Annotated in this window: 10 protein-coding genes and 1 tRNA gene; 3 read left to right on the forward strand and 8 right to left on the reverse strand. The window is 58.7% G+C overall.

Translation table 11 applies throughout. The features are described 5' to 3' along the window. Window positions 1-59: 59 nt before the first annotated feature. The gene (locus IVA88_RS01285) at window positions 60-1,523 is read left to right on the forward strand and encodes a trehalose-6-phosphate synthase (protein WP_247495498.1); all 1,464 of its coding nucleotides are present in this window, start codon (window positions 60-62) and stop codon (window positions 1,521-1,523) included. Between the two features lie 54 nt (window positions 1,524-1,577). On the opposite strand, the gene IVA88_RS01290 is transcribed toward IVA88_RS01285, so the two are convergent. Continuing rightward, a complete protein-coding gene (locus IVA88_RS01290; protein WP_247495499.1) occupies window positions 1,578-1,919 on the reverse strand; it encodes a hypothetical protein in 342 nt (113 codons plus the stop codon). A 196-nt stretch (window positions 1,920-2,115) separates the two neighbouring features. On the opposite strand from IVA88_RS01290, the gene IVA88_RS01295 reads away from it, so the two are divergent. Beyond that, a tRNA-Ser gene (locus tag IVA88_RS01295) sits at window positions 2,116-2,205 on the forward strand. A gap of 308 nt (window positions 2,206-2,513) precedes the next feature. Next, the gene (locus IVA88_RS01300) at window positions 2,514-5,138 is read left to right on the forward strand and encodes an AAA family ATPase (RefSeq protein ID WP_247495500.1); all 2,625 of its coding nucleotides are present in this window, start codon (window positions 2,514-2,516) and stop codon (window positions 5,136-5,138) included. Between the two features lie 64 nt (window positions 5,139-5,202). On the opposite strand, the gene IVA88_RS01305 is transcribed toward IVA88_RS01300, so the two are convergent. From IVA88_RS01305 to IVA88_RS01335, 7 genes are all read right to left on the reverse strand, one after another. Continuing rightward, window positions 5,203-6,117, reverse strand: coding sequence for a GIY-YIG nuclease family protein (locus tag IVA88_RS01305; RefSeq protein WP_247495501.1), 915 nt, complete (start codon window positions 6,115-6,117; stop codon window positions 5,203-5,205). Beyond that, window positions 6,114-6,761 carry a hypothetical protein gene (locus IVA88_RS01310; protein ID WP_247495502.1) on the reverse strand — a complete coding sequence of 216 codons (648 nt, stop codon included), beginning with the start codon at window positions 6,759-6,761 and terminating at the stop codon, window positions 6,114-6,116. Before IVA88_RS01310 ends, IVA88_RS01305 begins: the two co-directional genes overlap by 4 nt. A gap of 45 nt (window positions 6,762-6,806) precedes the next feature. Beyond that, window positions 6,807-9,407 carry a DEAD/DEAH box helicase family protein gene (locus IVA88_RS01315; protein WP_247495503.1) on the reverse strand — a complete coding sequence of 867 codons (2,601 nt, stop codon included), beginning with the start codon at window positions 9,405-9,407 and terminating at the stop codon, window positions 6,807-6,809. After that, a complete protein-coding gene (locus IVA88_RS01320) occupies window positions 9,404-11,200 on the reverse strand; it encodes a site-specific DNA-methyltransferase (protein WP_247495504.1) in 1,797 nt (598 codons plus the stop codon). The genes IVA88_RS01315 and IVA88_RS01320 overlap by 4 nt, the downstream gene beginning before the upstream one ends. 222 nt (window positions 11,201-11,422) lie before the next feature. Then, a complete protein-coding gene (locus IVA88_RS01325; protein WP_247495505.1) occupies window positions 11,423-12,199 on the reverse strand; it encodes a hypothetical protein in 777 nt (258 codons plus the stop codon). Then, window positions 12,196-13,266, reverse strand: a complete 1,071-nt coding sequence (locus tag IVA88_RS01330; RefSeq protein ID WP_247495507.1) for a hypothetical protein — start codon at window positions 13,264-13,266, stop codon at window positions 12,196-12,198. Before IVA88_RS01330 ends, IVA88_RS01325 begins: the two co-directional genes overlap by 4 nt. A gap of 453 nt (window positions 13,267-13,719) precedes the next feature. After that, window positions 13,720-14,715, reverse strand: coding sequence for a bifunctional DNA primase/polymerase (locus tag IVA88_RS01335; RefSeq protein ID WP_247495508.1), 996 nt, complete (start codon window positions 14,713-14,715; stop codon window positions 13,720-13,722). Window position 14,716 lies beyond the last annotated feature (1 nt).

The raw sequence follows: 14,716 nt of genomic DNA on the forward strand, positions 1-14,716 counted from the left end.
AGGAACCATATTGATGAACAGCAGTTAAATGGGTGGAATGAAACAGGAGGGGACGACCTGTGAACTTAGTCGTCGTTTCGAATCGCGTCGCGCGCGGCAAACCCAATGAGCCCATGACGGGCGGTCTCGCGGCGGCCTTGTTACCTGTCGTGGAACATTCGGGCGCGATCTGGGTGGGTTCTTCGGGCCGCGTGCGTGACGGTCATCAAAAGGAGCCGTTCGCCGAGATCGAAGCGCTGGGTTCGGGCGCAATCGCGACGCTGGATCTGCCAGCGGCGCATTACGGCGGCTATTACGAAGGCTTTGCCAACTCAGCCTTGTGGCCGGCGCTGCACTCGCGCAGCGATCTGATCCGCGTCTCGCGTGACGACTATGTCAGCTATCGCGAGGTCAACGCCTTCATGGCGCGCGCGTTGATGCGCTTTCGGAAAGCACAAACCGCGTTCTGGGTGCAGGACTATCATTTCCTCGCGCTCGGCGCGGAGCTGCGCGATCTGGGCGTCGACGATCCGATCGGCTTCTTCCTCCATACGCCATGGCCGGTCGCCGCGGTGATGCAGGGCGTGCCCAATCATCGCGAGCTGATCACGGCGATGCTGGCCTACGATCTGCTCGGCTTCCAGACCAATGACGATTGCCAGAATTTTCTCGGCTATGTCGCGGGCGAACTGGGCCTTGTTGTGGAGGATGGCGTTGCGATCTCGCAGCATGGCCGAACTCGCTGCGAAGTCTTTCCGATCGGCATCGATGCCGAGAAGTTCGCGCAATATGCGGCGAAGTCGGCTTCGCATCCGGACGTGTCGCGGCTGCGCCGCAGCCTCAACGGCGAGCGGCTCGCGATCGGCGTTGACCGGCTCGACTATTCCAAGGGCCTCGTCAACCGCATCAGCGCGTTCGACCGGCTCTGGACCGAGCACCCGCAGTTCTCGCGCAGCATCTCGCTGTTGCAGATCGCAAATCCCTCGCGCGGTGCCATCGAGGCCTATGGCAACCTCCAGAACGAGGTCGCGCGTCTCGTGTCCGACGTCAACGGCCGCCACGGCGAGGCCGACTGGACACCGATCCGCTATCTCAACAAGGGCTTTAGCCAGGCCGTGCTCGCGGGTCTCTACCGCACCGCGCAGATCGGCGTGGTGACGCCGCTGCATGACGGCATGAACCTCGTCGCCAAGGAATACGTCGCGGCGCAAAATCCCGCCGATCCCGGCGTGCTGGTGCTGTCGAAATTCGCCGGCGCGGCCAACGAGCTCGACGCCGCCCTGCTGGTCAATCCGCACGACATCGACGGCATGGCGCGCGCGATCGCGGTCGCGGCCGCGATGCCGCTCACAGAGCGCAAGATGCGCTGGGATGCGATGATGAAGAAGCTGCGCGGCCACACCATCCAGCAATGGTCGGCGGATTTCGTCGCTGAGCTGGAGAAGTGCCGGACGGAGAAGGCTGCAGTAGCGCCGCTCGCAGCACAGCCGCCGCAGGCGTTGCGCTGGCTGAAGTCGGCGATCTCGGGCGTGCGGTTGATCTAGTTCTTCTCCCGTGCCCCGTTCTTGGGCGGAGAGGTCGGGTGAGGGCCCGCGGCCTCAATAGCAATACGACACGCCTTCCAAAATCGCGCACTGCCGCTTGTTCGGCGCGTTCGGATCGTCCAGCGGCACCATGCCCTTGCCCTGGCCGACGAACACGCCGGGCCCGACATGCACCGAGCTCTTGTTGCCGATGATCACGCTTTGATGCGGTGTCGAGCTCGAGCGCGTGCCGTCCGGCCAGAGGATGGCATCGCCCGAAAGCATCCCGCGCCGTCCATCGTCGCAACTGACGTCGCCTCCTTGCCGGGTGCAGACCTGGGCGGCGGCCGGTGCGGCGAAGGCGGCGGCAAGGGCCGTAATCAGGCCCAGCGCGGCGATGATGTTGCGGATAGTCATGCTGCCCCCGGTCTGGTTTGACGGCCTTGAGTGAATCGTCGCGCCAAACCCGCCGCCGGTTCAGCCGGCGGGCGGTTCCAAGCGTTGCGATGGCGTCCCATATTGCCTATAGAATGCAACGGCTTACGGAAATTTCACCCGATTTCCCCGCGATCCCTTGCAAAATCATCGGCGCCCCTTCAAGAGAGGGCGCTCCGGAGAGATGGCCGAGTGGCTTAAGGCGCACGCTTGGAAAGCGTGTGTGCGGGAAACCGTACCGTGGGTTCGAATCCCACTCTCTCCGCCAGTATAGCCAGCTATCTCATTGTTTCTATTGCATAATACTATCAGTTGCCAAATGTATCCCCACCCATATCCCCACCCTGAAGCGCTTGCTCGCTGACAAGGGGCACCCTTTCTTTTTTCTTCGGTATGGCCCCCAGTCGGGGAGAGGGCCTCCATTCTCGAATTTGCAAAAGGCGATTTTCTGGGGAGTCCGGCCGGATCCGCCTACGTGTTGCGCAATACATACTCTACTAGGAGTCGTTGCGCTATCTAGCGGCCGGTGCCGACTTCGCGGAAGCAGCGCGATTGGATGATCCGGAGGAAGGCCTTATGTCGACTGCGCAGCGGAAATCAGTTGCTGACATGATCCTCGGTTGGTCGGCCACAAGGTCGGCCTGGCAACAGGACGCGCTTCGCCGCATCATTGTCGGAGGCGCGCTCGATGCGGCCGGCGTCGCAGAAATGGTCCAGCTCTGCAAGAAGGGGTGCGGCGCCGCGGACATCACCCTGACCGCGATACCACTATCCGCTGCGCATATCCCCGCCACCGCAGCGGCTGCAGGCTCTGATATCGTGCTCACTTCGATCAGAGATGTGGAGGGCGTGAATCGTCTCGCGGCCGGCCAGGAACTTCCGTTCGCTCCGCAAGGCATCACTGTCGTCTATGGTGACAACGGTGTCGGCAAGTCGGGCTATTCCCGCGTCCTAAAGCGCGTCTGCCGAGCGCGCTTCCCCGGGGAAATTCTGCCCAATGCCTTCGATCCTATGGCGCCGAGGCATCCGTCCGCGACGATTGCTTATATGGCTGGTGGGACGCCAGCGGACCCGATCGCGTGGACCGATGACGGCACACCGCATCCGATCCTCGCTGCTGTTAGTGTGTTCGACCGCGATAGTGGACAAGTTCATGTGCGGGCGAAAAACGAAGTTGCCTTCCGTCCGTTTGGTCTCGACATACCGGACGACCTTGCTGCGCTTACGGTCGCTGTTAAAGAAGCGCTCATCATCGAGCAAACGGCATTAGAAGGCGCGCAAGACGGCGCCTTCACCCGGCCGGCCTTCAGCGCTGACTCGGCCGTGGGCAAAGTCCTCGGCGCGCTCTCCGCTACGACCGATTTTGCGCCGTTGGAGGCCCTAGCCACGCTTACGCCGGAGGAAGAAGTCAAGCTCCAGCGGCTCAACGCGGACCTAACGCGGGATCCTTTGATCGCATCGGAAGAGCAGCGGGTTTTTGTTGGTTCGCTTACACATCTCGCCAATGATTTGGCGACTGTGCTGGCGACCACAGCTGACACGCCGCTCTCGCATCTGCTGGCATTAGGTGACGAAGCACGGAACAAGCGAGCAGCAGCAGACTTAGCGGCAGAAACTGCTTTCGGTGGCGCCGCCATGCGGGGCGTTGGCGAAGCAACCTGGCGCTCTCTTTGGGACGCAGCTCGGCGCTACTCGTCGGAAGTTGCCTATCCGGATAAGACCTTCCCACATACAGGTGCAGACGCCCTTTGTGTTCTTTGCCACCAGGCACTGCAAAAGGATGCCGGCGAGCGCATGAGCGCATTCGAGGCGTTCGTGAAGGCCGACACCGAGCGACAGGCCAAAGAAGCAGAAGCGGCTTTCTCCGAATGTTATCAGAAGCTGCTGACGAAGCCGGTGAAGATATCTGCTTTCAGCGTGCGCCAGCAACTCGTGTTCAAAAAACCTGAACTTGCCCGCTCGATCCTGCGTTGCCTGGCGGCGGCACGCCTCCGGCGGGCCATTGCGCTGGCTTCAGCTAAGGCCGGCGGTGAAGTGCTGATGCCGGAGCTGCCACCTAGCCCTGAAGCCACGATCCGGCAGCTGGCGAGCGATACAATGGCCTATGCGAACGAATTGGCCGAGGCGGCCAGTTTGGAAGGCCGCAAGCGCCTCGAACAGGAGCGTGATGAGTTGCGCGACCGAGCGGGTTTGGTCGAGCTGTTGCCTAAGGCACGGAAGGAGGTGGCACGGCTCGGCTCACTCGCCCTGCTGAAGAATTGCATATCGGAGACGGCGACAAATGCAATCACAGGCCTGGGTAACGGCATCGCGGACGAGGTGATTACCCCGCGCGTAAGGGACCGATTTCAGGAAGAGATTCAGAAGCTCGCGGCCAGTCGGGTTCGCGTCGATATCGTCCGATCCGGAGGCAAATACGGTTCACCTCATTATCAAATCCGACTCTTCGCCAACGACAAGGCGAAGATTGGCGAAGTGCTGAGCGAAGGGGAGCAAACCTGTGTCGCGCTGGCGGCTTTCCTGACCGAGCTGGCGACCAGCGCGCACCGCTCAACTCTGGTATTCGATGATCCTGTATCGTCCCTCGACCACCGTTGGCGGCACAAGGTGGCAGAACGATTGGTTGAAGAAGCGGCGGTGCGACAGATCATCGTCTTCACCCATGATCTGATCTTTCTCAACGACCTGCAATCCCTCGCCCAGGAGAACGGTGTGGCACACAGCGCATTGTCGCTGATACAGTCAGCCGATGGCGCGGGCGTGGTCAGCTCAGAGTTGCCTTGGATTGCTGCTAAGGTGCCCGAACGCATCGACAACCTTGAGAAGGAGGCCCGCGACGCCAAGGTCCTTTACGATGCGCACGATGATGCCGGCTACGCTGAAGCGGTCGCCAAGATTTACAATAGACTTCGCAGCACCTGGGAGCGCGCCCTGGAGGACGTGGCGTTCTGCGGCGTAATCACACGACATCGCGATTACATTAACTCAAAGGACCTGATGAAGGTGACTGTCCTGGAAGAGTCTGACGTGAAAGGCTTCCAAGCCGGGTACAAGAAGTGCTGCGACCAGACCAATGCACATGACCCTTCTCGCGGCCGAAATGCATCTTCCCCACCTCCAGACGAAGTCATGGCGGATATCGGACAGGTGCGTCCTTGGGTGGACGGGATTCGGGCTCGGCAAAAGACCTTCAACAAGTGAGCGGCGAAGCTGCTGTCGCGGTTCTGAGCGGATAGTGGCACGTCGGCGCGGAGCTATCGTGCTTTTACGCAGCGCCTAGCGTTGCTGCGGTCCTGTTGAGCTGTTGGGCCTCCCATTCTTTGTAAGTGTCGCCGTTCACCGTCTTCCACTCGATGGTGCCATTGGCAGGGCGCCCGTTAACCACCGCGGCTGCGGCGCTGGGGCTCTTGAAGGCGTAATTCTTCGTGAACACACACACGGACCCTTGCGGCTGAAGCACGCCCTCGTTCCGAAGCTCTTGGTGAAGCTGACCGTAGCTCGTCATCTCCGAGCCTACGCCTTCCCACGCCAGGCGTGCCGTTGACCCGGCTTCGACGACGAACTCGCCGTCCACCAGTACAGCTCTTGCCTTCAGGCCATGCTTTTTTGTTTCAAGGACGAACTCCGCGGACGGGGCCTTCTCAGTGGGCACCACTTTGGGTGCAGGCCGAGTGCGTTGTATAAACAGGTCCACCCGCACCGCCGGCAGGATGATGAAGATGTTTTCGAGAAAAGCTTCCATCTTCGCCACATCGGCCTCGCTTAAAGTCGGGCGAAGCGGGTTGGTTCCGTTATCAAGGCGCGTCCGGCCGACAGCCCGAGCCTGTTCAATCAGACGGGCTTCCAAGTATCGGACGTGAGCCTTATTCAATTTATTGCCGGCGGTGGTTACGAGCACTGCCATGCTCCACCAATCTTTGGCAGCATCGTGCGACTTAATGCGACTACTGATGTCCTCACCTTCGCCTACATAGGCTAAGGGTTCGCCTTCCTTTTCGCCCAGAAGAACGTAGATGCCGGCGTAGCCAGCTTCAGAGCGGGCAAGTGCCTGGGACAACTGAGTGCGGGGAACCATCAGGACGTGGCCGGTCCAGTTGAACATCTCGGCTGTCAGCATCCCATCGGGCTGTCCGTTGATGTAGTAGAGTTCCAGGCTGCGGCCGTGGGATGGCGAGGTCATGCGCAGCGCCCCTCATCGTGTTGATTGATGATCTCTACAAAATTTTTGCTCTGCCGATGATCCGAGTACCCTGTTTCAAGAGTCTTGCGGAACAGGTCCATCTCCCTGCTGGTCAGCGCTCCGCATCGGTAAAGGCCAATCGCGTATCGATCCAAGTATACCTGTTCTCGTTGCGGATGGTCTGGGTCCGGCTCAGGTATGTGTTCGCGAGAGAGGTGCGGATATTTCTTGTGCGTTTCTTCTAGCAGAGTCCTGTACCTCACAAGGTCGGCGCGCGACTTGCGGACACTTTCTTCGCGATCTTTGGCTTTGTTCTGCGCCACCTCTTGCCGCGAGAGGCTTCGAACTTCTAGTAGTTCACCCTGCCCCTGGATCGCTTTCGATGCCGCGCCGCGCTTAGAAAGGGCGCGAACAAACCAAAGCTGCTGGATTGACTCGGGGCTATCCATTTCGCAGCGGGCCTTAGAATTATTTCGCACGGCATCTTCCCGCTCAAACACTCCGATCAGGCCCGCCAGGTGATACTTGCTGTCGGCTATAGCCCAAGATGAGTTGGTGATATCGCGACCAACGTACGCTCCACGGTCGCGGTCGTAATCTTCATACTGAGTGAGGACGACGAAGTGCTGCGGCATGAATTTCATTTCGATCGTTCGGTGATCTGTTGGAGGAGTCTCGACGAGGGCGAATTACAAATACGTCGGAAGCTTTGACTTCCATTCGCTCATGAGAATCAGCGTGCCCTGCACTATCTCGCCTCCGTTCTTAACTAGCTCAAGCTCGCCAACCGGTTTCGTATCGTCCCATTTGAAATGCTGCGACAGGAACGCAAGCACGTTCCGCTTGTACTCAGTGTCCAGATTGTCGAGCTGGTCTCCCTTGGTTTCGAGAACTGTGACGCGGCTTGCCTGGCCGTCGTGCTGAACAGCAAAGACGAAATCGGGATAGATTTTGGCTTTCCTCCACCCCTGCAGACCGTATTGAGATCGAGCGACGTTCCGGTGCCACCAGCTGAGCGCCTTTTCGCCGTCGAGGTATACGGCAACATCGCGCTCCTCACTGTTGAGTTCGTTGGCGTAGATGGGCGCGAATAGACTTTTCTCCAGAGCCCCACCGGTCTTGCTGAGAAGCTGAGGCGCATTTTCCGGCTCTGTCGTCTCGATGCTGAAAGGCATTCGCCAGTTGCGGCCGTCTAGCCTGAGTCGGAACTGGACGCGCCCGGCAGCGACGGCGGCTTTGAAGAGGGCTTCGGCATGTTCGTCCCGGGCGATCTCAAGGCCTCTGCGCATCTCTTCAATAATAAAGCTGGCGTGCCTTCCCAACTTGTCGTCGTCGAAGCCTCGGCTACGCAGGCTCGCGAGGAGCTTACCGACAATCTCCCAACCAACGAAGGAATTAGGAACGATGTCTGAAATCATCCTCACGGTATGGGACGGATCGAACGTCAAAATTTCTGGATTTGGCGCAACCACTTCTCCGACCAGCAATTCGTTCCCATCATCGGCAAGCCTAATCCGTTGAAGTTGCCCTTCTGCGGCTTGGGCGTTCTCGGGAATACCGTCCGCAATGCGCTGAGGATCAAAGCCGCGCCAATCGATAGCCGACAGCACATCGGTTTCATAATCGAGATCGCGAACTTGATCTCCGTCCGCAAACATCACCTTGGGCAAGTAGATGTCCGTGGAAGCAAAGGCGGGCCGTCTCTTTATCTTTCTTGCGGTCTGTCCTTTGCTCGATCCGTCAGTCGAAACGATTTGACGGACGAGATCGCCCAGTCCATCCTGTTCGAGTCCGTCCTTGATCGCCTCCACTACTTCTGCCGTGCCCGCATGATGCGTGATAACGTGGCATTCATCCAGGGAGGCGATACCGCTCTTCAGTGCACCCGGCTGGCGAAGTATGCGGCCGATCAACTGCGTCATAGCTTTAAGATTTGAACTAGCGGCCAGCGCGCACAACACGTAAGCGAAGGGACAGTCCCAGCCCTCCTGGAGGGCCTGTTTTGTGATGATCGCGCGAACCCGATTGGTAGGCGAGAGCAAATCCTGATTTTCGGGTTGGCTTAGGTCGTTCTGCTCGGCGGTCTTGACTGCAATCTCTGCTTCATCAAGGCCCGCCGTCAAAAGCCAGTCCCTGACGTCGTAGGCGTGGATATGTTTCTTGGAGCGCTGCTCAGAACCTGTGCGCTCGACCTGGATCAACATGATTGGCCGGATGTACCGTCCGGTATTGGAACGAAGCTTCTTCGTCTCGCGGTCTAGCGTCTTAAGTCGCGCGAGCGCTGCGTTAAGAGTCGCCTTCCAGTCAGTCCCCTGTCTCGGGTCGAGATTGAGCGGCATCTTGATCATGCCTTCACGATCAAGCTCCCGCCCGGTGACTTCGACGAGCACGTTGGCATATCGACCCTCATGCGGGTTTTTTCCGCCACGTGGCTGCACATCCTGCGGCGTTGCAGTCAATTCCAAAACCAAACAAGGATTGAAGCCGTAGAGTGTGCGGAATGCGAGGTCTGAAACGGCCCGGTGGCCTTCGTCGAGCACGACCATCGGGCGGATGATCCTCAAGGCATTACCCAATGAGTCCTTCACCATCGGAAACATGCCTTCGTAGCCGGAAAGATTCGGCGTAAGATCGAACGCAGCCCGGTGGGCCTGCTGCTCTCCTTCGGGGGGAAAAAAGCCATGCACATCACCCCGGTCTTGAAACATCTTCAGGGAGTCCTGGGTTTCGCGGTTCGCTGATTGCAGCATCAGAAGCATGACGCAGAGGTTTGTTTCCACGTCTCGCACGTCGAGGCGATCCGTTTTCTCCATAATCAGGACCCGTCCGGCGGCAGCCCGATCGAGGGCCTGCCGGTAAGGATGCTGCCGATCCGTCAGGTGTTTGAGTGTCTGGGAGTAGATCGCCTCGTTTGGCACGATCCAGAGAACGAAACCGGTGTTGCGGTTAAGATAGCGTCCCATGACTCGCGAAACGGCGGAGATCGCGAGCCAGGTTTTGCCGCCGCCCGTCGGCACCTTCAGCACAATGTTGGGTACTGGTCGACCGCAGCCGTCGGTGCGAGGTGAGAACGGAATGTCCGCCCTGGAGATTGGGAGTTTGCCGGTCGCCTTCAGTACCTCCCATGTGTCCTTGGCGAAATCCGGCACAGGGATACCGAGATCTGCATTCTTCTGGGCTAGTTCGGCAATCTGGTCGGCGCGTGCTTTCTTTTCCTTCAAGACATCAAGATAGCTGTCGAGCGCCGCCACCACCCGCTCTTGGTAGTCGAGTTGACGGAACATGATCATTGACCCCGATCGATGCGATAGAGCGCGAACGGCAGCGGCACAAATTCGACCGGCAAGTTCTCCTCCGCCAGCATCTTCTGGCTGACGAAACGGGCCGGAGCAAACACCAAATGTCGCTTCTTTAGATCAAGAGCGGCAAACGTTTTTGCCTTGTCGAGCGTTAGAGCTGCCGCTGGGCTCTTCAGCCATTCGAGATCGAGTTTATAAATCAGCCAGACGTGCTGACTCTCGGTCTCGCCTAGATAAAAGTCTTTCTGGCGTACGGTTTTGGGATCGAGTGCACGATTAGTGGCCATGTGGAATAGCGCGGCACCAATCGCGGCGTACGAGGGAAGCGCCTCTCCGCTCAGCAACTTTTCCAGTTCGACGGGCTGACCAAGAGTGCAAAAGGTGAAAGCGTCGCCAAGGCCCTCGGCGCGCTCCGCAATTACCTTTTCGCCGGTGACGATCAACTCACCGTCCTTTAACTGCTTCGTTATGCGGTCATAGCTGTGCCCCTCCAGATTTTCGATGCCCTCCACGCGATGAACGAGGTCGGCCGCCTTCGTCAGTGCGCTCCAGTTTAAGTTCTGACGAAGCAGCTCTGTTTTTTGCGTACCCTTGAACTTGTATCCCTTGATCACACGTCGAACCCGTTCGGCCGTGAGCTGGTCCGCATAGTCTTCCATTTCGACGAGAATGAATCGACGATGCCCGCCGTCTGTCCGATTTTGTTTCAGGACGGCGTGCGCGGTTGATGCCGTCCCGGCGAATGAGTCGAGTACAAGGCTGTCGGACTTTGTTGCGATTTGCAGAACTCGCTGAATCAGAGCGGGAGGTTTCGGTGCATGAAATTCAATGGAATCACGATCCGAAAAGATGGCCATCAGTTCCTTCTTGGATTCTTCAGTGTCTCCGACTTCGCTACTTGGCCACAACGTCAGAGGAACGAGTCCCTGCGCGGTTTCCGGAAACTGCTTGATTCTCGGTTTGCCATTGCCCCCTTTTGGCCAATAGACGAGACCATCCGCCTTCAGCTTTTCGAACTCCGGCTCGGTCGCTCCCCAGCATCTGCCTTTGGGAGGCCTATGCTTTACTCCCGTAGGAGTGGTGATTGAGTACACCTGGTTTTCGCGAAATCCTTGCGCCGAAAAGGGAATGGAAGCCCACTTGCCTCGTGGATCATTGTCCGGATTCGAGTAGCCGTCCTCTGTTGGCAACAAAAAATTCCGACGCCGTTTCCACGTATCCGGCAACGGCTTTGAGTAAACCAGCAAGTGGTCGATACTGGGAGAAAGGGTCGCTCGATTCTCGCGAGAAGTACGCTTCTGCCAAGCTATCTGTCCTACGCAAGAGTCTGCCCCGAAAACCTCGTCCAGCAAACATCTCGCGCGATGAACCTCGTTATCATCGAGCGTCATCCACAGACTTCCGTGGTCGGAGAGTAGTTCATAAAGGAGCCTGAGCCGCGGCCACATCATCGCGCACCATTTGTCATGACGTAGCCCGTCCTCGATACCGACTGGATTGGAGTTGAGCCATTCCTTGATCATCGGTGAGTTGACGTTGTCGTTGTAGGCCCAACCTTCGTTCCCAGTGTTGTAAGGTGGATCGATGAAAATGCAGTCCACTTTGCCGGCATACAGCGGCAGCAGCGCTTTCAGGGCGTGCAGATTGTCGCCATGAATGATCAGGTTGCCATCGAGTGCTACAGGTCCGATGCCCTTCTTAGGATGTGGTACAAGTGGGCGGAATGGCACAGCCAAGTGGTGGTTGTAGACAAATTCTTTGCCCTTGAAATTCAGCTCGGTCATTCACGCCCCTTCTTGTTCCCCGCTGGCGCCCGACGTTCGCGTCACAGGTTCGCAACCGATAGCAGGTACAGGGTTCGCGCATCAATCGGGATGCATCGCGGGGCCGTTATCCGTTTGGCGAATCGCACAGAAAACGACCGCAGCATTGAGGCAGACTCGGACTCGAGGCGCAAGCTGGCTCTAAGTCGTCCCGGCTCGGCTTCGGGGTGTCACGGCCGGCCACTACGATTGCTTTGTTACACGCGAGCGCGTTGTCGTCGTGGTCGTTGGGACCTTGTCAAGCTTCTCCACGCTTAAAATCAACTGGCGGGCATAGAGCCGCGCGGCATCGAAGACCGAATCCTCGGTGACAGCCAGGGAGAGATACGCCGCATGAATTGCGGAAGCGGCTATGACTGCGATCAGGGCGTCATTGAAGTAGTTGTCGAGATCAATCGGCCAGCGGTATGCGAGCACGCCTGCACAAGTCAGCACGATCGCAACATTGAGCAACAAGCCGGGCATACGCAACCCGAGCAGGTTTCGACGGAAGCCATAGCTGATGTTCTCATTGAATAGGAGACGAAACTTCCGCGTGTCTCGCGTGTTCTCGCGGAGCCACGTGCCTCCGCGCGCGTACCAGTCGTCGGCCGCTTTCGGATCGGCTGTTTCCTGAGCGGCGGATGGCGCGGGAGCCACGAGCTTGCTTGCGAGAAAGGCGTGGACCTTTGCCTTCGTGCCCGCATCGAATGAGTCGTCGCGATGCCGGAGCATGGTAGTCGAAGGCAGTCCGCCCATCTTCGCGATAAGCCCTGGTTCGATTTTCCGTCCGCGCCTCCGCGCGATATCGGAAAAGGCAGCGAATAGGATCATCAGCCCAAGGCTCGCAATCACGTGCGGCAGGCCGAGCTTCCCCCACGACACGAAAATCGCCGCGAAGGCGAACGCCGGCATGACCGCGATGACCGCGGGAGCGAGGCGTGCACGGACCGTATATTCGTCGATCGAGATCACATTCATCCTTCCACATCCTCGTAGAAGGGTGCGGGGTCCGAAGCGGACCAGCCGTCGCGATCAGGCATGTCGTGGCTATGGCGCTTCGCCAGGCCCTTGGTCGAGTGGACAGGGTAGCCACGGCGCAAGAATGAGTTGCTTACGATCCGGCGCGGGTAATCGTCCTTGTTCTTCCCGACCGAGCAGAAGGCCGATCCGCGATTGGCAGAGCCTTGCGGCAGAGGATCGCCGAGCCAGCGATTGAGTGCCGTTCGCGAGACGTTATGGCGGCTGCCGTGGTGCGGCACCTGGAACATGCGTGGAGGCGCGAGGATATTGTGCATCTGCGCATAGTCGGCCGCTTCGATCAGCCCAATCGGACCGACGTCGGCGGTCAGGACAACGCGACGGTCGTCAAAGAAGCCCATCTGCACGAGACAGGTCTCGTTTGACGCGGATGTTTTGAGATCATCGGCCAGGGTTTCGCTGCCCCATTGCTCCTTCACCCACTCTCGCGCCTCCTTCAGTACGTCCGCGATAATTGTGCCGATGCCCTTCGACGCGACCTGCTCGATGTAGGACTGGGGCGTCTTGTCGAGTTCAGGGATGAGAGAGATGTAGCGCTGCTTGCTCGGTGCCAGGACGTGGAATTGGCCGATGTTTGTGCCCTGGAAGGCTTCATAGATCGGGATGTTGCGCTTGTTCGCGATGTTCTCGATCTCCACGAGGTACGGGTGCAGTTCGCGCATACGCTTGATCAGGCCATCCAGGGTATAATTGCTATGGAAGGCGTCGATACACTGATCCGCGTAGAGCCACGGCCGGTTCATCCAGATCGCACCCACCTCGAAGTGGTTCAGGATGCCGATTAGGCCCATGGCGTGATCGTTGTCCGCGTGCGAGAGGATCATGTGGTTGATAGTGACGCCCTTGCCGTAGTGCGTCTCGACGTGATCGATCACCGTCTTCGCGGTGTCAGTGAAGCCGCCGTCCACCACCTGGATCGTGTAGCCGGTTTGGGGAGTGCCGTAGCGCATGCAAATGGCGTCGCCGTTGCTGTCTCCCACGGGCAGAAAGTCAATCTCGTAACCCATCTAAATGAACCCCTTGAAAATGAACCCTTCCGAGCAATGCGCGCAGGTTTCAACCACGAATCGAGTCGGGTCAAGGGCAAAGTCGTGAAGGTCAAGTGCTTGCCCGAGGCGGTCAGGGGCAACTTGCCCTCTTCATAAAGGGGAATTTCGATTTTTTGACCGAAAGTGAGAGAAACCCGTGCGTCGCAGGCACTTCTTACGAAATCAAAATTCGAAAAAAATCCCTGAAAATTCTATTTTGCCATTGCTGGCTGGGTCATCATCATGAGGACCGCGCCTATCGCGCGGACTAGCGATTGCTTCCTTGCGTGCACCGCATGTGCACTCTTGGACCGCTGGGGAAATGTTCTCTGGGACGGGGTTGTGCCTAGATCCTAGGACCTGGGTGGGTGCTAGTACCCATAGAGAAGTGTACCATAGAGGATAGCCTACCAAGAACGGTAGGCGTCTCCTTCACCTCTGCTTCCTGGCCTTACCCCAGCGATATTCTACCGCCTTGCCTGGCTTGGGCTTCGTGAGCGGGACGATCCAGCCGGTACGCACCGCCTTGCGACGGACACGCCGGAACTGCTCCCGTGGCCATCCGAACTTCTCTCTCAATCCATCCGCGACCAAGAACCTGGCCTCCGGCCCGTTTTGAGCCTGCAGCCAAGCTATTAGCGTCGTGAAGTAGGGGTCTTGCACCATCTCGTCGAGAGACGCTGCGCTGAGCCAAGCTCCATGGCGCCCGATACGGTTGGTACCGTCCATCGTGTACTTCCAGGCCGATTTCGCGACCTTGACCACCTCGTCATCGTCCAAAGGCGGCATGCAAGAAGTGTCGTTGAACGTGCGCGCCACATCGAGAAGGTCATCGAGCGTGTCGCAGTGGTGAGCATCGTGCATGCAATGCCGCCAGAGCGCCTTATTACGTTCGCCCTCATAAGCGGTTCTGGGCCGCGCCTGATCGCCGGGCTTCCAGGCGTTCTGCATGAAGGGCAGGTTAGGCAGATCGTCCAGTGTGCCCTGAACGATCTGATAGGCCATGCGCTTGCCTTCCGACGGTGGCGCGACCACGTACCCGTCGCCAAGTTGATCGATCGGAAGCTCATTTCCCCATGGCCGGACTTGGCGCTTCTCTCCTCCATGGCGGTACCACGCTTGGAAGTTTCCCGAGCCGGTGCGGACCACGAACGGACTCTCGCCATGACGGGCCAAGGCATCCGCCAGAACTCGCTCGTCCTTGCAGTCAACATCGAGGACCGTCAGGCCGGTGAGACGGCCGCAAGCCAGACCAAATGCGCTCGCATCGGCGAATTGCTTTGCGAGTCGCTCACTCGTCAAGCTTCCGACCTTCATGTATCCACGGACTGCCGGTCGCTTGTCGTTACCGATGACCTTCACCGGGAACGTCGGAAGGCCACGGGCAGAATATTCCGGCTGCCATTTCCCGAAAACACCCACCTCCATG

It is taken from the genome of Bradyrhizobium sp. 149, assembly GCF_023073915.1.
In the GTDB taxonomy this organism is placed as follows: Bacteria; Pseudomonadota; Alphaproteobacteria; order Rhizobiales; family Xanthobacteraceae; genus Bradyrhizobium.

Coding starts and splice junctions, on each gene's coding strand:
- IVA88_RS01320 (WP_247495504.1), bottom strand. CDS start 11,200: ATGACCGAGCTGAATTTCAAGGGCAAAGAATTTGTCTACAACCACCAC.
- IVA88_RS01305 (WP_247495501.1), bottom strand. CDS start 6,117: ATGACCTCGCCATCCCACGGCCGCAGCCTGGAACTCTACTACATCAAC.
- IVA88_RS01300 (WP_247495500.1), top strand. CDS start 2,514: ATGTCGACTGCGCAGCGGAAATCAGTTGCTGACATGATCCTCGGTTGG.
- IVA88_RS01335 (WP_247495508.1), bottom strand. CDS start 14,715: ATGGAGGTGGGTGTTTTCGGGAAATGGCAGCCGGAATATTCTGCCCGT.
- IVA88_RS01330 (WP_247495507.1), bottom strand. CDS start 13,266: ATGGGTTACGAGATTGACTTTCTGCCCGTGGGAGACAGCAACGGCGAC.
- IVA88_RS01290 (WP_247495499.1), bottom strand. CDS start 1,919: ATGACTATCCGCAACATCATCGCCGCGCTGGGCCTGATTACGGCCCTT.
- IVA88_RS01325 (WP_247495505.1), bottom strand. CDS start 12,199: ATGAATGTGATCTCGATCGACGAATATACGGTCCGTGCACGCCTCGCT.
- IVA88_RS01315 (WP_247495503.1), bottom strand. CDS start 9,407: ATGATCATGTTCCGTCAACTCGACTACCAAGAGCGGGTGGTGGCGGCG.
- IVA88_RS01310 (WP_247495502.1), bottom strand. CDS start 6,761: ATGAAATTCATGCCGCAGCACTTCGTCGTCCTCACTCAGTATGAAGAT.